Origin of the sequence: Acinetobacter sp. LF10, from assembly GCF_048585715.1 — a bacterium.
Lineage (GTDB): Bacteria > Pseudomonadota > Gammaproteobacteria > Pseudomonadales > Moraxellaceae > Acinetobacter.
In genome coordinates, this window is the sequence record NZ_CP184160.1 from 1963765 (window position 1) to 1984526 (window position 20762).

The following is a 20762-nucleotide window of genomic DNA, read 5'->3' on the forward strand; positions in this document are numbered from 1 at the left end:
CCTTATGTCATATTTAGATTTACAGCAGCAGCCTATCGCCATGTTCGACATGGATGGCACATTACTCGATTTAGCCTTCGATGATTTCATTTGGAACCATTGTTTACCTGAACGTCATGCCCAAACACATCAATGCAGTTTAGAGCAAAGTAAACAAACACTATTCCAATTTTACCAACAACATAAGCATACACTATCTTGGTATTCTTCGGCGTATTGGACTGCTAAAGTTGGCGTAGATGTTTTACAACTACAATATGAACACCGTGAAAAAATTCGCGCACGTAAAGGTTGTCATGAATTATTAGAACAACTCAAAGCTCAAGGCTATCGCTGTTGGTTACTGACCAATGCCGATCGAGCAGGCTTAAAACTGAAGCTTGAAAATGTCGAACTTAGCCCTTATTTTGAAGTCATGATCAGTAGCGAAGAGCTTGGGCATGCCAAAGAAGAAGTCGCTTTTTGGCAAAAGTTACAACAAATACATCCATTTGATCCAGCTCAAGCAATATTTATTGATGATACGGTTGCGGTACTCCAAGGCGCTGAGCGTTTTGGTATTACTCAACTGTTTAGCATTTTACAACCATCTAGTGCTAAACCCGCTCGACTCGCCACGGAAATAGCGTACCCATCACTCGATCATTTAACCAATCTCTTTGATTATCTTGACACCAACTTACAGGTAACAGATGCCAAAACAGCATGAATCAGACAGCATGGATGCCATGCGCATTGATAAATGGCTTTGGGCTGCGCGTTTTTTTAAAACACGCTCTATTGCCAAAGCCGCAATTGAAGGTGGTAAAGTCCATCACAACAATGACCGCGTTAAAGTTTCTAGAGACGTCCGTATTGGAATGGAACTCACCATCCAGCAAGGTTTTGAGAAAAAGACCGTTGTTGTGAAAGCGCTATCGGCTGTTCGAGGTGGTGCCCCCATGGCTCAACTTCTTTATGAAGAAACGCCTGAAAGTATTGAACGCAGAGAGTTGCATGCATCACAGCGAAAATTGCATAATCTAGCCCGACCTGATCACCGACCAAGTAAAAAAGATCGTCGTGATATCAATCGTTTTAAACAAGAAAATGTACAATCATGGTCATATCATGATGAATAAAATTTTCTAATTTGGATGCGTCATCTTGTGTCGTACTGACACAGATCAGATGTGGAATATACAACTAGAATCTGCCACTATACTCAAGTCCCAACAAGTTGAGATTCAGTACATCCACTTGGGTTAGTCGTTAAGAAATAAAGTTTTGAGGTTTTGAGATGGATGATAATAAAAGCAAGGCGTTACAAGCAGCCTTAAGCCAAATTGAAAAGCAGTTTGGTAAAAATACCGTGATGCGCTTAGGTGATAATACTGTACAAGCTGTTGAAGCGGTTTCTACAGGTTCTTTAACTCTCGATATCGCATTAGGGATTGGCGGATTACCTAAAGGTCGTATTATCGAAATTTACGGTCCTGAATCTTCAGGTAAAACTACCATGACATTACAAGCGATTGCTCAATGTCAAAAAAATGGCGGTACCTGTGCCTTTATCGATGCAGAACATGCATTAGATCCAGAATATGCACGTAAGCTTGGCGTAGATATTGATAATCTATTGGTTTCACAACCTGACCACGGTGAGCAAGCGCTCGAAATCGCCGATATGTTGGTGCGTTCTGGTGCAATCGATTTAATCGTTGTCGACTCTGTAGCAGCATTAACCCCTAAAGCCGAAATTGAAGGCGAAATGGGTGACTCACACATGGGCTTACAAGCACGCTTAATGAGTCAAGCTCTGCGTAAAATTACAGGTAATGCGAAACGCTCTAACTGTATGGTGATCTTCATTAACCAAATCCGTATGAAGATTGGTGTGATGTTTGGTAGCCCAGAAACCACTACAGGTGGTAATGCACTTAAATTCTACGCTTCTGTACGCTTAGACATCCGTCGTATTGGTCAAGTGAAAGAAGGTGACGAGATCACAGGTAACGAAACGCGTGTTAAAGTTGTGAAAAACAAAATGGCGCCTCCGTTCAAAGAAGCTGTGTTCCAAATCATGTATGGCAAAGGCACTAATCAGTTAGGCGAATTGGTTGATCTTGCTGTTCAACAAGACATCGTACAAAAAGCGGGTGCTTGGTATTCTTATCAAGGCAATAAAATTGGCCAAGGTAAAAATAACGTGATTCGACATTTTGAGGAAAATCCAGCAATGGCTCAAGAAATCGAAAAGGTCATTCGTGAACAACTTCTTACTAAAAACAACAAAGAAGCAGCTCAAACTGAAGATGAAGAAGAACCAGATTTTTTAGAAAGCTAAGCTGAAACGCCCTTCGGGGCGTTTTTCTTTCAAGAGGATATAAAACTTGTTTAATTCTGAAAAAATAGAAAAGCCTAAAACACTGACAGGTGCAAGATTACGCTCTTATGCATTCGCCCTTCTTACACGTCGGGATTATTCCAAAGCAGATCTCAAAGCAAAATTAAATCAATATGCGATCAATCCAGAAGAAGTCGCAAATCTAGTTGATGAGTTAGCACAACAAAATTACCAAAGCGACCAACGTGTTGCAGAACTTACATTGGCCAGTCAACTTAGAAAAGGTAAAGGATTACAAAGAATTAAACAGGCTTTAAAAGCAAAACAACTCGATACAGAACTTATTACAGAAGAACTTTCAGAGGTTGATTGGCTAGATCAAGCTTATCAACTCAAAATAAAGAAATTTGGGATAGATGTAGAGACAGATCCAAAACTAAAAGCAAGACAAATTAGATTCTTACAATACCGAGGATTTGATATGGGAATAATTATGAAAGCAATTGCTCGAACGAGCGATGAAGAATAAATGGTGGCAGCCCTACTAGCATTACTTCGGCACATCATAGATCTATTACCGTTGCTACCTTCCGGTCCTGGCGGGGTTCATAGAGTACAATTGCGAAGCTACCAGCAGGGCTACCATTGCCTGACAAAGTATAGAGATTTTTGCCTGAGTTGCAAGACTTGTATCTGTTTTTAAGTGACTTTTTGATTCAATTGCTTATTTCATCAGCAGAATCCATCTCTATATTATCTATTTAATTTAAAAGTGTATAAACATTAAACAATAGATAATTTCTTTATTCGAAAAATGCTTGAAGATTGTAAATGCTTATTGCATTTAAATGAGTTGCTGCTTTAATGACTAAATCAAAAACATAGATCTAGTGTGCTACAAGTAAACATGAGGACTTGTTCGCTCACGGCTTTTTAACTTTATGGATGAATTTTTATGCTAAAAAAGTATTCCGTACTTTTTACTGCCTTACTCGCTAGCGCACATTTATATGCAAATGTTCCCATTGAATCTCGTGCACTCAGCCAGACGATTGCAGATAATACAAATATGTCTAATACTGGCTCAAACCTAAATTGGGATCTCATTCAAAAGAACCAAAAACTAGAAGAAGAAGTACGCAAATTACGTGGTCAATTAGAAGAGCATGACAATTCAATTGAGCAACTGAAAAAAGAACTAGCAAATCGCTATACAGATTTAGATCAACGTTTAGAATTACTCTCTCAAAAAATTGATCCACCAGAAGAAAATACAGAACCAGAAAATAGTACGACAACTGATACAGTAAAAACAGAAACAAACTCAGCTCCAACATCTGCACCCACATCAACAGCTCCTAGTTCTGTAAAACAGGACTCAGTGCCTCAGACACCTGTCGTACAACCGAAGTTAAATACTGCTACCACGAGCAATACCAACAACCAAATTGAGCTAGAAAAAGCAGCATATACGGTTGCACTAGATGCCTACAAACAAGGTGGGGCAAAAAAAGCCATTCAACCAATGCAAAATTTCATTAAGAACCACCCAAATGGAATTTATGTTGGAAATGCTTACTTTTGGCTGGCTGAGTTTTATTTAGCGGTTGAACCTGTTGACTATAAAGCAGCCAAACAAAACTATAATATCGTAGTAACACGCTATCCTAATTCAGCAAAAGCTTCTCGAGCGGTTTATCAACTTTATAGCATTGCAAAAGAAGTCGATAAAAACACTGCTCTTGCCAACCAGTATAGAACGAAGTTGCTTAACCAATATCCACAATCCGAAGAAGCTAAATTTATTCAGAAAAAATAATGCTTATAATGCACAAAAAAGCCAGTTCATAAGAACTGGCTTTTTAAATTTTAAAGCTTAGACCAAACTTATTTGATCTTCGCCTTTGATTTTAAATAATCAGTATAGTCTTCTAGTAGCTGCTGTCCACGGAACTGCTGATACAACTTAGTTAACTCAGTAATTTGCTCTGGCGGTAACTCATTTGCAGCATTAGTATTCACGTTTGAAACTGCAACGATAACCAACTCATTAGGTAATTTTGCTGTCGTAGCAGACCACATACCTTCTTTAGTTGGCGCTGGAATACTGAAAGCAGCACGCTCAATTGCACGCTTTAAACCTTGAGAACGTGTAAATGTGCCTGCATCTTCAAAAATGACTTGTGATTCTGCAACAACTTGTGCAGCAGGTAACGCTTTAAAATCAGCTAAAATCTTTGCAATTTTTGCTTGAGCAGCTTTATACGCCTTTGCTTCAATGACTTTTGCTTTTACTTCAGCAGTCGCTTGATCTAATGGTTTAACGCCCGCTGCATGGTAATTACGAACTTTAATCCAAATCGTATCACCATTCGCTAACTGAATATTAGAAGATGCATTACGATCACCGTTTTTCACATCATCATTAAACAGTTTTGCTTTAACATTTAAATCGCTCAAATAAGGGTTTTGAGTGGTTAAAGTCACCCCATTTAAAGATTCAACACGAGCACCCTTCACTTCTTGAGCAACTGCTTCTAAAGAGTCATTGCCCACAACCATTTCATTTAAGCTATTTACAGTATCGCTAAATAAATTTGCAGTTTTTGCCTTCTGTACTTCAGCTGTTAAGCGAGCTTTCTCAGTCTCAAAAGAAGGAATATTTGCAACTGGTGCATTTGCTTCAATGATATGGTAGCCATATTGTGTTTTAACAGGCTTAGAAACTTCACCATTCTTTAAGGCATTAACAGCATTATCAAAGTCAGCTGAGAAAATACCTGGTACATAAGCATCAACTAAACCACCCTGCGCTTTTGAAGTTGGATCTTCAGAGAATTGTGCAGCCGCTTGAGCAAATGACATTCCACCCTGAATCTTGGCATAAACATCATTCGCAATTTTTTGAGCTGCTGCCGCATCACGTGCATCAGTTGTAATTAAAATATGTTTAACTTCACGTTTCGCATCTTTCTGCTGCTTTTCAACAAAAGCCTTATAAGCCTGTTGTAAATCAGCCTCCGTAATATTTAAATTAGTTTGAGGCAATAACGCTGGGCTTAAAACCACATAATCAACATCAACACTCGCAACTTGCTTAAATTCATTTTTATGCTTGTTGTAGTAATCTGTTATTTCTTGAGTTGACGCAGTCAAACCTTTTTTATAATCGTCCAACTTAATACTTGCTAAATGCAAGGTACGCTGTTCTGTTTGCAAACTCGCAAGCTGATGTAAATCAGATTTACTCACCAATGCATAATCTAACAAAGTCGATGAAATCATTTTTAGTGCATGATCTTGACGCAAGCTAGCAATTAGAGCTTGGTTAGTCATTCCGACTGAACGTAAATAGTTTTCATACAACTTTTGAGAAAACTGTCCATTCTCTTGGAAACTTGGTTGTTGTGCCAACATTTGCTCTAGCTGAGTATCGCTCAAAGAAATACCTAACTTTTCAGCCTGTTGTTGCAATAAAGAGCGTGCAATCAGAGCATCTAAAGCTTTTTGCTGAATAACTGGCTGATTTAAAAGAGACTCGTCACCCTTTACCATTGATAAATATTGATCTTTATAATTTTTAGTCGCACTTTCCAAGTCTTTATTAGAAATATCTTGTCCGTTAACAGATTTCGCAACGTCTGCTTTATTACTGCCGCTAAAATATCCTTCAATACCTACAAGCGCTAAAGGGGTCAAAAACAAAACTAATAGGACTTTGCCAAGCCAACCCTTAATGACTGTACGAAATGATTCCATAAGTATTCCAATATTTTATTTCGGGGCAATTTTAACTGAAAAACCAAAGCGAATGAATGCTGAATAAAGTATTTCATTCAATAAATAAAAAACGCACCCAAAATGGTGCGTTTTCTGATTTAAAAAGATTACGCAACTGAATCTTTTAAACCCTTACCTGGTTTAAAACTAGGTACTTTGCTTGCCTTAATTTGAAGCTCTTCACCTGTTTTAGGATTACGACCAGTACGTGCAGCACGTTCTTTAACGCTAAATGTACCAAAACCAACTAAAGTAACCGTATCACCGCTTTTAAGTGCTTCAGTGATTGACGCAATCGTTGCATCGAGTGCCTTACCAGCATCCGATTTAGATACTCCCCCTTTTTCAGCAATCGCATCAATTAATTCTGATTTATTCATGATAAAAAATATCCTCTTAATATCGTTTGTTAAGATCCAAGGCTATAGTTTAAAAGGCCATGCCGCCTTTATAGCAATGCTTTAGGGGAGAACGCAATACTAGAAAGGCTTTTTAGCAAAAATAAATACTCAAAAACCACATAAACAGACGAGTGCCTATATTTTTTTACTTTTTATTCAATTTACTCTTTAATTGATTATTTTCTTCAATCAATGCATCTACTTTAATATGTAGCTGAACTAAAAGTTGCTCGATATGCTGGAGATCTTTTGGAGTGACTAGACCAATACGATTCAACGAATGATTCACGCCTGTGTCTAAAATTTTTTCAACTTTATCTTTAGTATCCGTCACTGATTCTTTGGCTTTTTCAGTCACTTTTCCAACAGTGTTATCAGCAAAATCTACGGTCTTGGATTCTAGCTCTTCACCCACCTTGACTAAAGAGTCAAATAATTTATTTCCCTCTTCTTCGGCGCGTGAAAAAGCACCTAATCCAGCCAGCCAAATCTGTTGCGTATACTTTTTGAAATCAAGGGCAGATTTTTTAGAACTCTTTGATTTTAGCTTAGTTTTTACCTCTGCCTCATCAGTTGGGTGTTCTACATTTGAGTTGTCCATTAACCATTACTCCCAAGCACTTTACAAACAGTATGTCGTATTTAACCATAAAAATGTTTTTATAATATCAAAGTTAAGACTTGATCGTTTTAAAAAACTGTTCTACAAAGCAATAAAGTCATGTAAATTATTTTTAACAATTGAGTATGGATACTCAGATTTACGTGCTTTATGAAATTTATAGTGTGATTGGCAAGGATAAAGAGACCTATGAGTGATACGCAACAAAGACATAAACACCCCCATTTGTTGCTAAACATTGTCATCATTGTTTTAGAAACTTTTTTTTCATTCATTCTCACGCATGATGCAACTTTACGCTTGCAAGCGAAAAAGCTTATCGATGAAAAAGTTACCATTCGAATCAACAGCTATATTCCTTTTTTTGACTTTTATATCCAATTTACCGAAAAAGGAATTTTGTTTGACATGAAAGCACTAGATCGAAAAGTTGATCTAGAAATAAATAGCACACTCATCGATTTGATTAAAATTTTCGTATTTAATAATCAGCGCAGTATTTACAATATGCGTATTTTAGGTGATGCAAGACTTCAAGAAGATGTGATGGATTTAATCCCTCACCTCACACTCACGAGTATATTCGCAAATTGGAAACAATGGTTCAATGCATTTGATAGTGATGCAGAAGCTATTGCGTCTCAGCAACGAATTGCGCCATTGCTTGATAAAATCGATCAGCAACGCTCTGAGATCAACTCATTATTGGTTGAAGTTAAACAATATCAAAACCGCATTCATCGACTGCAAAAACGCCAACGTTGGATTAATATTTCATTCGCTGTATTCAGCTTTATTTTAATAGGCTTTTTCGTTTATAATATGTGGATACAATAATTCCAACATATTTCACTTTTCACACGCATTTTGGCAATTAAAAAACTTGACTATTTTAGTCGGAATTCATAAAATTTAGACATCTAGTCTAACCATGTGTACCGAATCATGCGTCTTACAACTCGCGGTCGTTACGCAGTGACTGCTCTACTTGATTTAGCTTTGCAGCCAACTGAACAAACGATCACGCTTGCCGAAATAGCAGCACGTCAATCCATATCAGTCGCCTATTTAGAACAGTTATTCGCAAAACTTAAACGACATGGGTTAGTTTCGAGTGTTCGTGGTGCTAATGGTGGATATCATCTTGCACGAAATGCAACTGAAATTACCGTGCTAGAAATCATCGAAGCTGTAAATGAAACCGTCGATGCAACACGTTGTGACCATAAAGGCAATTGTCAAAATGGTGCAATGTGCTTAACGCATGACTTATGGCAAGAACTCTCCCACCATATTGCCGATTATCTTGCAAAAATCTCTCTTGCAGACCTGATCGCACGCGACAATGTTCAAACTGTTGCACTTCGCCAAAACTCAGCAAGTTTAGATTCAGCCCTCCTATCGGTTACAGGTATTTGACATGAAACGTCCAATTTATCTTGATTATGCAGCAACAACACCAGTACTTCCTGAAGTTGCAGAACGTATGATGGAATGTTTAACCTTTGAAGGGACTTTTGGTAATCCTGCATCACGCTCGCATGCCTATGGTTGGCAAGCTGAAGAAAAAGCTGAATATGCACGTGAACAAGTTGCAAACCTAGTTAAAGCAGATCCACGTGAGATCGTTTGGACTTCTGGTGCAACTGAATCTGACAATTTAGCACTAAAAGGTATTGCTCAGTTTTACGGTTCAAAAGGCAAGCACATCATTACTAGTAAAATCGAACACAAAGCTGTGTTAGATACTTGCCGTGAGCTAGAAGAACAAGGTTTTGAAATTACTTATTTAGAACCTGAACCACGCACAGGTTTAATTACGCCTGAAATGGTGAAAGCAGCTTTACGTCCAGATACCATTCTTGTTTCACTGATGATGGTGAATAATGAAATCGGTACGATTACTGACGTAGCAGCTATTGGCGAGTTAACTCGTGCGAATAAAACATTCTTACACGTTGATGCTGCACAAGCCGCTGGTAAAGTTGAAATCGATCTTTCAACTATGAAAATTGATTTAATGAGCTTCTCTGGTCATAAAATTTATGGCCCTAAAGGAATTGGTGCCCTATTTGTCCGCCGTAGCCCACGTGTTCGCTTAAAAGCACAAATGCATGGTGGTGGTCATGAGCGTGGTATGCGTTCTGGTACTTTAGCAACTCATCAAATTGTAGGTATGGGTGAAGCCTTTGAAATTGCTGGTAAAACCATGCAAGCAGAACAAGAGCGCCTTCGCCACCTACGTGACAAACTTTGGAATGGCTTCCAAGACCTTGAGCAAGTGTTCTTGAATGGTCATCCGACTGAGAACGTTGCAAACTATCTTAATGTCAGCTTTAACTTCGTTGAAGGTGAATCATTGATGATGGCGTTAAAAGATCTTGCAGTATCAAGTGGTTCAGCATGTACATCTGCAACATTAGAGCCTTCATATGTATTACGTGCTTTAGGTTTATCTGATGAATTAGCACATAGTTCAATTCGTTTCAGTTTTGGTAAATATACAACTGAAGCTGATATTGATCATGTGTTAACAATTACCAAAGCTGCTGTTGAGAAATTACGTGAACTTTCTCCGCTTTGGGATATGTATAAAGAAGGTATCGACCTTTCAACAGTTGAATGGGCTGAACACTAATTCATTGTAGTTTGAATTGAACTCTTCATTGAAAACAGTGTTTTAACCCTCATATTAATATTAGGCTGACCCCGAGGTTTGGAGAAGCGACATGGCTTATAGCGAAAAGGTAATTGATCATTACGAAAACCCTCGTAATGTTGGTGTATTAGACAAAAATGCAGAAAACGTAGGTACAGGTATGGTCGGCGCACCTGCATGTGGCGACGTGATGCGTTTACAAATTCAAGTCGATGACAATGGCGTAATTGAAGAAGCTCGCTTCAAAACTTACGGCTGTGGTTCTGCAATCGCATCAAGCTCTCTTGTAACTGAATGGCTAAAAGGTAAAACACTTGATGAAGCTCAAGCAATCAAAAACATTGATATTGCGACCGAGCTTGCGCTTCCACCAGTAAAAGTACACTGCTCTGTATTGGCTGAAGATGCAATCAAAGCTGCGATTGAAGACTATCGTGGTAAGAAAGCGAAAGCTTAATTGATGACCGAAATAATATTGGAGTTTTCATGATCCATTTAACTGAAAATGCTGCGACTCACATCAGCAATTACCTGCAAAACCGCGGTAAGGGTGAAGGCATTCGTATTGGTGTGAAAACTTCGGGTTGTTCTGGGTTGGCTTATGTACTTGAGTTTGTCGATGATATCGATACACATGATCAAGTGTTTGAACAACTCGGTGTTAAAGTTTTTGTTGACCCTAAAAGCCTCGTTTATCTCAATGGTTTAGAGATGGATTATGTGAAAAATGGTTTGAATGAAGGCTTTGAATTTAACAACCCTAACCAAAAAGGTGAATGTGGTTGCGGTGAATCATTTACCGTCTAACTAGCAACACCCTCTTTCTTTTCGTCAAAACAGTGTGTTCCGCACTGTTTTAACGTATTTATTAATAGCGGAATTCATCTCCCATGAATCATTTTGAGTTGTTCCAATTACCAGAAGCACTCGATATAGATTTAGCAGCTTTAAAGAAACAATTTTTAAGTTTGCAACAGCAATATCATCCCGATAAAGCCACTGACAAAGATCAAGCATTGATCAAGTCGAGTGAAATCAATCAAGCGTATAAAGTGCTCTCACAAGTTGATAGTCGTGCGGCGTATTTACTTGGCTTAAAAAAACAAGATCATCACTTGGATCAGTCCATTAGCGATTTTGAATTTTTACAATCTGCACTCGAAATGCGTGAACAGCTTGATGAGGCCACCTCTACCGAGCAACTTAGCAACTTAAAAGTTGAAGTTCAGCAATGGATTGACGGTTTAGTTCGTGAATTTAAAATCGATTTTGCTGAAGAGGACTGGGCTGAGGCTCGTGATACCGTTCGTAAACTACGTTTTTTTCAACGTGTAATGAATGATATTGATAAAGCTGAAGATCGTATGTTGGACGAAGAAGATAGCTTCGATCTCGATGATGATTTTTAATCCGCTGTTACCAAATATTTTCAAGGGATACCTCACGCATGGCACTTTTGCAAATTGCTGAACCAGGTCAATCTACTGCTCCGCATCAACATCGTATTGCGATCGGCATTGACTTAGGGACAACCCACTCTTTAGTGGCGACAGTGCTATCGGGAAAACCGAAAGTTCTGCAAGATGACAAAGATCGTGTATTACTGCCGTCGATTGTTCATTACGCAAAAGATTCAACAACGTTTGGTTATGAAGCCAAGCCATTTATGATGACTGACCCCAAAAATACTGTTGTTTCAGTAAAACGTTTTATGGGTCGCTCACAAGCAGATATCAAATTCCAGCATCCGTATACACTTGTTGGTGCAGAAAATGAGATGCCAGCATTTGAAACTGCTGCTGGTCGCAAAACGCCTGTCGAAATTTCTGCTGACATTTTAAAACAGTTAAAAGATCGTGCCGAAGCAAGCCTCAACAACCCCATCAATGGCGCAGTGATCACTGTTCCGGCATATTTTGATGAAGCACAACGCCAAGCGACACGTGATGCTGCTCAACTTGCAGGTTTAAATGTTTTACGTTTGTTGAATGAACCTACTGCGGCAGCTGTTGCCTATGGATTAGACCAAGATACCAACTTGAGCACCGATCGTAACTACGTGATTTACGACCTTGGTGGTGGTACATTTGACGTTTCTATTTTACGTTTCTCACAAGGTGTTTTTGAAGTTCTTGCGACTGGTGGACATACCGCGCTTGGTGGTGATGACCTTGACCGCTTAATCGTAAAATGGGCAAAAAAACAGCTTAATATCGAAACTTTAAGCGATGAAGAATATGCTGTTTTTGTAGTTGCAGCACGTCAAGCCAAAGAATACTTAACAGATCATGAATCTGCTGAATTAAAATTACTGGATGATCGCCTCACTTTAGATCGCTCAACTTTTGAATCGATTATTCAAGTTGCACTCGATAAAACCATGAGTGTATGTAAACGTGTACTGCGTGATGCTAAACTTGAACTCGATGAAATCGAACATGTGGTTTTAGTAGGTGGTTCAACACGTTCATATGCCGTACAAAAAGCTGTACGCGAATTATTTGAACGTGAGCCACTCTGTACGATCAATCCTGATGAAGTCGTTGCAATTGGCGCATCTATTACCGCCAACCAGCTCATTGGCAACAGTCAAGATGGTTCATTATTACTTGATGTCACGCCACTTTCTCTTGGTCTAGAAACCATGGGTGGATTGGTTGAACGTTTGATTTCACGAAACACCGCAATTCCTGTAGCACGCCGTCAAGAATTCACCACTTATCAAGACGGCCAAACAGCGATGTTGATTCATGTGGTACAAGGTGAACGTGATTTAGTCGAGCATTGTCGCTCATTGGGTCGTTTTGTATTACATGGCATCCCACCAATGACTGCGGGTCAAGCACGTATTGAAGTAACCTTCCAAGTTGATGCGGATGGCTTACTGACAGTATCTGCGAAAGAAACCATTTCTGGTGTTCAAGCGCAAATTGATATCAAACCATCTTATGGTCTATCTGCAGCGGATACTGAACGCCTCTTGGTTGAAGGTTTCCAACATGCGGAAGAAGACAAACAATTGCGCCATCTGCAGGAAACAAAAGTGGAAGCACAACGTGAGTTGGAAGCTTTAGAACAAGCGTTAAAAGCAGATACCGATTTACTCTCTCAGCAACAAGCACGAGATCTAATTCTTGCTGCTGAAGCGTTAAAAGCTCGCCTTAAAACCGATGAGCTTGCAGCGATTGAACATGCTGTTCAACAACTTAAAATTCACAGCGATGCCTTTGCGGCACTTCGTATGAATCGACATATTGACCATGCCTTAAAAGGTACAAAACTTGAAGATTGGTCAAACTCAAACTAAAGGTATAGGTGATCAATATGCCACGTATTAAAGTTCTTCCTCATGCACTCATTTGCCCTGAAGGTGCAGAATTTGAAGTCGAACAAAACGCCAATTTATGCCAAAGCTTATTGAAACAAGGCATTAAAATTGAACATGCTTGCGACATGTCTGCGGCATGTACGACTTGCCACGTGATTGTTCGTAAAGGATTCGATAGCCTTGAAGAAATGAACGATGTTGAAGCAGATCTACTTGATCGTGCATGGGGTTTAGAGCCTGACTCTCGCCTGTCATGTCAGGTAGAGATTGTTGATGAAGATTTAGAAATTGAAATTCCGAAATACACAATTAATCATGCTTCGGAAAATCACTAAGCTTTATTCATAAAAAACTCCTCTTTATTAGAGGAGTTTTTTTAATTTAAATTTATTGATCAACATCATAATCATCAAAATATTGCCAAATAGACTCTACATGATCTCTATAAGCACCTTTATCTATAGGTAGATCATATAATATTTGCAAATCTGGATTATATTTGAGTAATTGTGCCATATTGGTCAATTGAATATTTTGCTCAAAATCCAAACTATTTTCAGAAAAATCATGTGCATCCACATGACAATACATTTGCCAATCTCCGCCTGCATGAGATACCCAACGTATTGGCAATTTTCCATCAATGACACAAGAACACGCAATAACCCCTAAATATTGTGGGAATGCTTTGTATGCTTGCGGATTAAAATCTCTGGTGAAAGGCGTCGCATCCATCACTTCCTGATAGCCTGTAAATGCAATTCCACGTTTTGCAAAGAAATTTTCAATATCACCATCTTGACGTTTTGCATTATTCAACCAAATCACTTGCCACTCAGTTAAACGTTCTCCACGATCAGCAGTAAATACGCCTGTTTGAGGTTCGTTAATCCAACAGCTTTGACGTATCAAAACCAAAGGATGTTCCGCTCCAGCTGTTTTTTCGGAATACTGTTGGGCATCTTCATAACTGGAAAATGCACAATAATAATCTTGCCCCTCATATTCATCTAGCGCACCACGTTCTGGATGACACCAAACTCGATATTCAAGAACATCATCATAAAAATAACCTGCACCTGACTTTACCAAAGCAGGATACTCACCCACCATGCTCTCATCAATAGCCAATGGATACTGTGAAACGAATGCAGACATTATTTTCAACTCTATAAATAATTATTGAATATTTTTATCTTACTTCATCATCCAAAGTCAGTTTTGGAATACCCTGAGCATTGGTAATTTTTTGTTGTGTTTTGATACGCTGAACCATATTCTCCAAAATTTCAACCAATTCTGGATATTCATAATTCTGCACTTCCTCTAAGTTCAAAACTAGATGGAAGCCTTTATAATCAAAATCAAACCATTTTTGTGTATCGGATTTCTTACCTGTGAATTTTTCCATTACCTGCCAAGTTTTAACAGGTCCTTGAATCCCTTTTAAATAAATTGGCACTTTCGGTACGCACAAAAACTCACCTTTGATCAGTTGGTGAGTGTCATCAGCAATTAAGATTTCATCAACTTCAGCAGCAGACTGCAAACGTGCTGCTAAATTTACATCACGACCAACAATCGTATAAGCCATACGATGTGAAGCCCCGTAGTTGCCTACGTGACAATAACCCGTACTAATACCCATTCGAATGTGCAACGCTGGATAGCCCATTTTCTTCCAACGCTCACGTAACAATTTCATTTGCTGACGCATTGCGATCGCCATTTCTACACAAGACTTCGCATCTTGTTCAACACCCTGAGAATTTGGATCACCGAAGAAGATGAGAATCGCATCGCCCATAAACTTATCAACGGTTGCTTCATACTGTTTTGCTATTTCAGTCATATGACTTAAATAATCATTAAGTAAAAAAGCTAAATCATCAGGAATAAGACTTTCTGAAAGCTCAGTAAACCCTTGAATATCAGAGAAGAAAATAGTTAATTTTTTACGTTTATATTCAATTTTAGCTTCAGCTTCCCCACGCATGATCGACTGCCATAACTGTAATGGTGCATAACGACTGAGCTGATTTGCAAAGGCAATATAACGTGTCATTTGGTTATGATAGTGCTGACGTTGTTGTCCTAAAATATTGATTCTTCTATGTTGATAATAGTTACCAATCACAATAAACATCATTAAACCAAATAGGCTAACAACTGTTAGTTCTGGATTGGTCGGTTCAAAATATTCCTCTGCACCAAAGATAAAAAAAGTACAGAAGTAAAAAGAAAGAATACCTATTAACCCAATTAAACATGATGCAGGTAAAGTAATTTTATTATTTAAACCGACATACAGCAAAGCAAATAAAATGGTAAATGTAGGAACTAAACTTAAATGTAAACCCGCCAAAACAATCGCAACAATAATGGATTCACATCCAAAAAGTACATTTTTTTCAGTATTCTTATCAAATTTGTACTGCAGCGATTTTTCTAATTTGGGGCAAATAAGAAAATGGATCAATAAAAAAGGAAGGATATAAAGCTGATAGTTAGCACTGGGAGAGGTAAACGTATAAATTACCAGAATAAGCGACAATATCGAATATCCCATCAAACGATGAAAATAAGCGAACTGTCTAGGTTCTTTATCTATTAACCTGTCTAGTGACACCCTACCCTCCTTCCTTGTTATAGAAGACTGTTTTTTATTCTATTTTCTAAATCAGTCCATACGCCAGTCAAAAGGCATATCGCCTTGACCACGTAATGCAAGCATTAATGTCTGACGCATATGTGCAAGTACATCATTGCTATAAGGTACGGCTGGCGTTCCCCAAACTGGTTTAGGCCATGCAACATCATTTTGATAACGAACAACATGATGGAAATGCAGTTGTGGCACAACGTTACCGAGTGCTGCAACATTCATTTTGTCTGCACGGAATACGCGTGCCAATTGGCTAGATAACCAGCTTGATTCACGTAAGAACTGTTCCTGATCAGCTTGGCTAAGCTCATATAACTCGGTGATTCCTGGTACACGTGGTATAAGAATCAACCATGGAAATTGCATATCATTCATTAAACGACATGTTGAAAGCGGAAAGTCGCCTACAAAAAATGTATCTTGAGCAAGTTGTGGATGCAAACTAAACATATCTTTATAAATGATGCATAATAATGATGATCAATACTATCACATCAGTTTTGATGTGAATATTATTAGTCGCCTGTTTGATTACAAATAACAATGATTTTCCTTATTTATTACATCGACATCCGACAAAAAGCAAATTCTTTGCTTAAAGGGAATCCAAGCTGTTCAATTCGTCAGCAAAAAATATACTTTTCAACTAACTATGCAGCTCATTTAGCAATTTATTTAACAAATCAACAATAAACTGAATCCGCTTATCATACTCAGCCAATTGCACTGTGACCTTCAAACGCTGTCCTCCTTCCATACGATAATAGGTTGGATTTTTTTGCATTAACTGAATAATGCTGATTGCCTGCACAGGTGTGTCCGGCGAAAATTCAATGTATCCACCGTTATTATTGACATCAATCTTAGTAATCCCTAACTGCTCTGCCTTCAAACGCAATTGATGCACACTAAACAATTGTTTGACTGACTGTGGTGGAATGCCAAAGCGATCAATGAGTTCCATCCGAATATTATCAAGCTTCTCTTGTGTATCCGTATTACTTATGCGCTTATAGAACAACAAACGCTGATGCACATCACCCAAATAATCATCTGGAATCAATGCTGGCATATGTAGGTTAATTTCAGCAGTTAATGACAAAGGTGCATCAAAGTTTGGTGTTTTGCCTTTTTGGATGGCTTTGGTCGCTTTCTCTAACATTTCCATATACAAGCTATAACCAATTGCTTGCATCGAACCACTTTGCTGCTCACCAAGTAATTCACCCGCACCCCGAATCTCCAAGTCTTCAGTTGCAAGCATGAATCCTGCGCCCAGTGTTGAAGCACGTTGAATAGCATCAAGACGCTTTTCTGCATCGCCTTTGAGATGTTTTAGCGATGGAACGAGTAAATAAGCATACGCTTGGTGATGTGAACGACCGACTCGACCACGTAATTGATGTAGTTGTGCTAAGCCTAACTTGTCGGCTCTTTCAATGATAATCGTATTGGCATTCGGTACATCAATACCCGTTTCGATAATGGTTGAACATACAAGAACATTATATTCTTTGTGATAGAACTGCTGCATGACCTGCTCAAGTTCACGTTCGCGCATTTGTCCATGTGCAACTGCAACACGTGCCTCTGGGACTAAATTACGAATCGTTTCTGCTGCTCTTTCAATGGTTTCAACTTCATTATGTAATAAATAAACCTGACCACCACGTAACAACTCACGCAAAATCGCTTCTTTAATTGAGTCATCCGTATGTTCTTGAACAAAAGTTTTGACTGCTAAACGGCGGGCAGGCGGCGTTGCAATAATCGAAAGATCTCGCATCCCAGAGAATGCCATATTCAGAGTTCGTGGAATCGGTGTCGCTGTGAGTGTCAGCATATCCACATCGGCACGTAAAGCTTTAATCCGTTCTTTATCACGAACACCAAAACGATGTTCCTCATCAACAATCATTAATCCAAGATTCTTGAATTGAATGTTTTCTTGCAGGATTTTATGTGTTCCCACCACAATATCAACTTTGCCTTCAGCTAAGTCTTCAATCGTTTTCAGATGCGTTTTATTACTACCAAAACGAGACAGCACCTCAATACGCACCGCTGTATCAGCAAAACGATCTTTAAAGGACTCATAATGCTGCTGTGCCAATAGCGTAGTAGGAACTAATACCGCAACTTGCTTGTTGTTTTGTACTGCAACAAAAGCTGCTCGCATCGCCACTTCGGTTTTACCAAAACCAACATCACCACAGACCAAACGATCCATTGGTTTGGCAAGCTGCATATCATGGAGGGTTGCTTCAATCGCATTGGCTTGGTCTAAAGTCTCTTCATAGGCAAAGCCACTAGAGAATTGCATATATCCCGTATGGTCCAATTCAAAGGCAAAACCCGGTTTCGATTGACGGCGTGCCTGAATATGTAACAACTCAGCCGCAACATCATGGATTTGCTCTAAAGCTTTCCGCTTGGCTTTACTCCATGTATCTGTACCTAATTTATGTAAAGGTGCTAAGTCAGGATCGCCACCACTATAACGACTGATCAGATGTAAATTAGTGACAGGCACATAGACTTTCGCACCATCTGCATAATCGAGCTGTAAAAACTCATGATCCTGTTGATCAATTTCTAAGGTAATTAAGCCTGCATAACGCCCAACACCATGATCGATATGTACTACAGGCGCACCAATACTGAGTTCAGTTAAACTCCGAACAAGAAATTCTTCAGAAACTTCTTGCTGACGCTTACGACGTCGTTGCACTACCCGATGTTCATAGAGTTGATTTTCAGAAATGACTGAGAGTTGATTGCTTAGCACGAGTCCGCGATCTAATGGCGCGCTTGTGATTGCAACTTGTAGCTTGTCTTTCTGAAATTGAACAAAACTCTCTACATTTTGGATGTCGCCTAGAACCGAACGTAATGCATCTTTTAAGGTTTCACGCCGACCTGCACTTTCTGCTACCAATAAAACAGGATGTTTAACTTGGTCAATATAATGTTTAACTGCTTCAAAGGGCTGTTCTTTTTTAGGATCAACTGCAAGCTTTGGTGGTTGTTCTGCTGCAAGATTTAAAACACCTACTTTTTCGTCAAATGCTTCTGCTGAAGCTAAAATCCTTGGAAATTGGTTTAATGCCTGTAACACATGATTTGGCATTAAAAAAAGCTCTTCAGGTGGAAGAATTGGTTGGTCGATGTTATGACGGCGATCTTCATAACGACGAACCACTTCTTTCCAAAAATTGATTAATTCATCTTCAACTTCGTTATTTGTAATGACAACGCAATTCTTTGGTAAGTATGTCATAAGCATACTTTGCGCTTCCATCACCTTTTTCTCAAAGAATAAAGGTAAATAGAACTCTAATCCCGGTGTTGCAATTCCTTCAAGTACATCTTGATAAATTGGGTTTTTCTTAGGATTCGCAGTTGGAAAACTTTCTGCGTAACGATCTCTAAAGGTAGAACGTCCCTCTTTTAAAGGAAATTCTTTTGCAGGTAAAACGGTGAAGTTTTTTAAAGATTCAGTGGTTCTTTGCGTTTCTGGATCAAAAAATTTTAAGCTTTCAATTTCATCATCAAATAAATCAATTCGAATCGGTTGATCTTGTCCAGATGCATAAATGTCCATGATACTACCACGAACAGCAAACTCCCCATGATCATAAACAGTATCGACCAAACGATAACCTGCCTGCACCAGTTGCTTTTTCTGTACTTCCAAATTAAGTCGTTGTCCAACTTTAATATCAAAGTGTTCACCCACCACCCATGAATATGGTGCAACACGTTGAGCCAAAGTACTTGCAGAAACCAGCAGAATACCCTTTTGTGGCATATTCGATAAAATCGCCAAACGTTCAGACACAATATCTTGATGCGGAGATAAACGATCGTAAGGCAAGATTTCCCAATCAGGAAAAATCGTTGGTTTTATCCCGTAAAATTCGAGTTCACTTTCGAGCTGAGCAAGATGCTGATTATTTCTTGCCACAATCACGTACAAATTAGAGCTTTGGGTTGCAATTTCTTTGAATAATAATGCTGCTGACGATCCAAGTAAGGAACCAATCCAGCGTTTTTCGCCTGCTTTGAATTGTTTTAAGTTTAATTGAGAAATTTCTTGTTGAAACATAGAGAAAATCATGTAATCGAAAAGACAATGCGCTTAGTTTAGCATGGAGTTTTTTACTTGAAGAATAAATTCGACTGATCACCCAAACGATTTAAGTTTACTTAGGCTATTTTATTCCCTATCCTATCAACATCATTTAACGTGAATAAACCAATTGGTTACTCAATAAGATTTGACTTATAAACCATATATTTAAAATTATTTTTTCAATAAAACTAAGAGAGAAATTTAATCCACACCCATGATAACCAATATTCCCACCCAGCAAATCCGAGCTGTTTATAACGATCAGACGATTCGTGTTTATCAAGCTTATTCTGATGCTATTGCAAATGCCGCCCTTCTTAATCAAACGTTTGTTTCACCACCATTTAAAATGGAAAGAATGACATGGATCAAACCCTCATTCCTTTGGATGATGTATCGTGCTGGCTGGGGATTTAAAGATGATGGGCAAAATCGCATTTTAGCTATAGACATCACCCTTGAAGGTTTTGAATGGGCATTGGCACATAGCTGCCTCAGTCATCGTGATCCGTCATTAAGCGAAGAAGAATGGCAACAACGCAAAGATCATTCACCTGTACGAATTCAATGGGATCCTGAACGTGATTTATTATTACAACCACTTGAGCATAGAGCGATACAAATCGGACTGAGTAAAGAAGCTGTTCAACGCTATGTCAATCAATGGATTGTTTCGATTACAGACATTACACCACTTGCACATCAGATTCATGGATTAATCCAACAAAATAAAATGCAAGCAGCAAGTCTGCTACTGCCAAAAGAAACGGTTTATATTTGATAAAATAAGCTACGGAATAATCTTCAACAGCCCCTATTCCGTAGCTTAAATTTTCTTGAGATTTA

21 protein-coding genes and 1 other RNA gene are annotated in these 20762 nt (G+C 38.7%); 14 read left to right on the plus strand and 8 right to left on the minus strand.

Features of this window, described 5'->3' with window-relative positions:
* The first annotated feature begins 4 nt into the window (after positions 1 to 4).
* The 4 genes from ACN19N_RS09535 (at position 5) to ACN19N_RS09550 (ending at position 2855) form a co-directional block, all read left to right on the plus strand.
* Positions 5 to 709 (plus strand): HAD-IA family hydrolase, encoded by a 705-nt coding sequence (locus ACN19N_RS09535; RefSeq protein WP_420001207.1) that lies wholly within the window; start codon positions 5 to 7, stop codon positions 707 to 709.
* A complete protein-coding gene (locus tag ACN19N_RS09540) occupies positions 693 to 1121 on the plus strand; it encodes an RNA-binding S4 domain-containing protein (RefSeq protein ID WP_005215468.1) in 429 nt (142 codons plus the stop codon). The genes ACN19N_RS09535 and ACN19N_RS09540 overlap by 17 nt, the downstream gene beginning before the upstream one ends.
* A gap of 158 nt (positions 1122 to 1279) precedes the next feature.
* The gene (recA, locus tag ACN19N_RS09545) at positions 1280 to 2326 is read left to right on the plus strand and encodes a recombinase RecA (protein WP_004661473.1); all 1047 of its coding nucleotides are present in this window, start codon (positions 1280 to 1282) and stop codon (positions 2324 to 2326) included.
* Positions 2327 to 2372: 46 nt separating this feature from the next.
* Positions 2373 to 2855 (plus strand): regulatory protein RecX, encoded by a 483-nt coding sequence (locus tag ACN19N_RS09550; RefSeq protein ID WP_420001208.1) that lies wholly within the window; start codon positions 2373 to 2375, stop codon positions 2853 to 2855.
* Between the two features lie 10 nt (positions 2856 to 2865).
* Here ACN19N_RS09550 and ffs read toward each other — a convergent pair.
* Positions 2866 to 2962, minus strand: an RNA gene (gene ffs, locus ACN19N_RS09555) — signal recognition particle sRNA small type.
* Positions 2963 to 3281: 319 nt separating this feature from the next.
* Between ffs and ACN19N_RS09560 the strand changes: the two genes are divergently transcribed.
* Entirely contained in the window at positions 3282 to 4145 is an 864-nt protein-coding gene (locus tag ACN19N_RS09560; protein WP_420001209.1) for a YbgF trimerization domain-containing protein, read from the plus strand.
* A 68-nt stretch (positions 4146 to 4213) separates the two neighbouring features.
* On the opposite strand, the gene ACN19N_RS09565 is transcribed toward ACN19N_RS09560, so the two are convergent.
* The 3 genes from ACN19N_RS09565 to ACN19N_RS09575 form a co-directional block, all read right to left on the minus strand.
* On the minus strand, positions 4214 to 6085 hold the full coding sequence (locus ACN19N_RS09565) for a SurA N-terminal domain-containing protein (protein WP_420001210.1): 1872 nt from the start codon (positions 6083 to 6085) through the stop codon (positions 4214 to 4216).
* A gap of 128 nt (positions 6086 to 6213) precedes the next feature.
* Positions 6214 to 6486 (minus strand): HU family DNA-binding protein, encoded by a 273-nt coding sequence (locus tag ACN19N_RS09570; RefSeq protein WP_004661469.1) that lies wholly within the window; start codon positions 6484 to 6486, stop codon positions 6214 to 6216.
* Positions 6487 to 6652: 166 nt separating this feature from the next.
* Positions 6653 to 7108, minus strand: coding sequence for a phasin family protein (locus ACN19N_RS09575; protein ID WP_004661467.1), 456 nt, complete (start codon positions 7106 to 7108; stop codon positions 6653 to 6655).
* A 210-nt stretch (positions 7109 to 7318) separates the two neighbouring features.
* Here ACN19N_RS09575 and ACN19N_RS09580 point away from each other — a divergent pair, with 210 nt between their 5' ends.
* From ACN19N_RS09580 to fdx, 8 genes are all read left to right on the plus strand, one after another.
* Positions 7319 to 7966, plus strand: a complete 648-nt coding sequence (locus ACN19N_RS09580; protein ID WP_420001211.1) for a hypothetical protein — start codon at positions 7319 to 7321, stop codon at positions 7964 to 7966.
* Between the two features lie 108 nt (positions 7967 to 8074).
* A complete protein-coding gene (locus ACN19N_RS09585; RefSeq protein WP_004661463.1) occupies positions 8075 to 8548 on the plus strand; it encodes an Rrf2 family transcriptional regulator in 474 nt (157 codons plus the stop codon).
* Between the two features lies 1 nt (position 8549).
* The gene (locus ACN19N_RS09590) at positions 8550 to 9767 is read left to right on the plus strand and encodes an IscS subfamily cysteine desulfurase (protein ID WP_005215456.1); all 1218 of its coding nucleotides are present in this window, start codon (positions 8550 to 8552) and stop codon (positions 9765 to 9767) included.
* 91 nt (positions 9768 to 9858) lie between these two features.
* Positions 9859 to 10245: a Fe-S cluster assembly scaffold IscU gene (gene iscU, locus ACN19N_RS09595; RefSeq protein ID WP_004639432.1), complete on the plus strand. Its 387-nt coding sequence runs from the start codon at positions 9859 to 9861 to the stop codon at positions 10243 to 10245.
* A 29-nt stretch (positions 10246 to 10274) separates the two neighbouring features.
* The gene (gene iscA, locus ACN19N_RS09600; RefSeq protein ID WP_004661460.1) at positions 10275 to 10595 is read left to right on the plus strand and encodes an iron-sulfur cluster assembly protein IscA; all 321 of its coding nucleotides are present in this window, start codon (positions 10275 to 10277) and stop codon (positions 10593 to 10595) included.
* 83 nt (positions 10596 to 10678) lie between these two features.
* Positions 10679 to 11197: a Fe-S protein assembly co-chaperone HscB gene (hscB, locus tag ACN19N_RS09605; RefSeq protein ID WP_420001212.1), complete on the plus strand. Its 519-nt coding sequence runs from the start codon at positions 10679 to 10681 to the stop codon at positions 11195 to 11197.
* 38 nt (positions 11198 to 11235) lie between these two features.
* Complete coding sequence (gene hscA / locus ACN19N_RS09610; RefSeq protein ID WP_420001213.1) at positions 11236 to 13095, plus strand: Fe-S protein assembly chaperone HscA; 1860 nt, start codon at positions 11236 to 11238, stop codon at positions 13093 to 13095.
* 17 nt (positions 13096 to 13112) lie between these two features.
* A complete protein-coding gene (gene fdx / locus ACN19N_RS09615; RefSeq protein WP_004661453.1) occupies positions 13113 to 13451 on the plus strand; it encodes an ISC system 2Fe-2S type ferredoxin in 339 nt (112 codons plus the stop codon).
* 52 nt (positions 13452 to 13503) lie between these two features.
* Here fdx and ACN19N_RS09620 read toward each other — a convergent pair whose 3' ends face one another.
* From ACN19N_RS09620 to mfd, 4 genes are all read right to left on the minus strand, one after another.
* Positions 13504 to 14274, minus strand: coding sequence for a hypothetical protein (locus tag ACN19N_RS09620; protein ID WP_420001214.1), 771 nt, complete (start codon positions 14272 to 14274; stop codon positions 13504 to 13506).
* A gap of 34 nt (positions 14275 to 14308) precedes the next feature.
* A complete protein-coding gene (locus ACN19N_RS09625; RefSeq protein WP_269238144.1) occupies positions 14309 to 15745 on the minus strand; it encodes an adenylate/guanylate cyclase domain-containing protein in 1437 nt (478 codons plus the stop codon).
* Between the two features lie 51 nt (positions 15746 to 15796).
* On the minus strand, positions 15797 to 16231 hold the full coding sequence (locus tag ACN19N_RS09630) for an HIT domain-containing protein (RefSeq protein WP_018678066.1): 435 nt from the start codon (positions 16229 to 16231) through the stop codon (positions 15797 to 15799).
* Between the two features lie 196 nt (positions 16232 to 16427).
* A complete protein-coding gene (mfd, locus tag ACN19N_RS09635) occupies positions 16428 to 19889 on the minus strand; it encodes a transcription-repair coupling factor (protein WP_420001215.1) in 3462 nt (1153 codons plus the stop codon).
* Positions 19890 to 20130: 241 nt separating this feature from the next.
* Between mfd and ACN19N_RS09640 the strand changes: the two genes are divergently transcribed.
* On the plus strand, positions 20131 to 20697 hold the full coding sequence (locus ACN19N_RS09640; protein ID WP_420001216.1) for a DUF4291 domain-containing protein: 567 nt from the start codon (positions 20131 to 20133) through the stop codon (positions 20695 to 20697).
* The last annotated feature ends 65 nt before the right edge of the window (positions 20698 to 20762 follow it).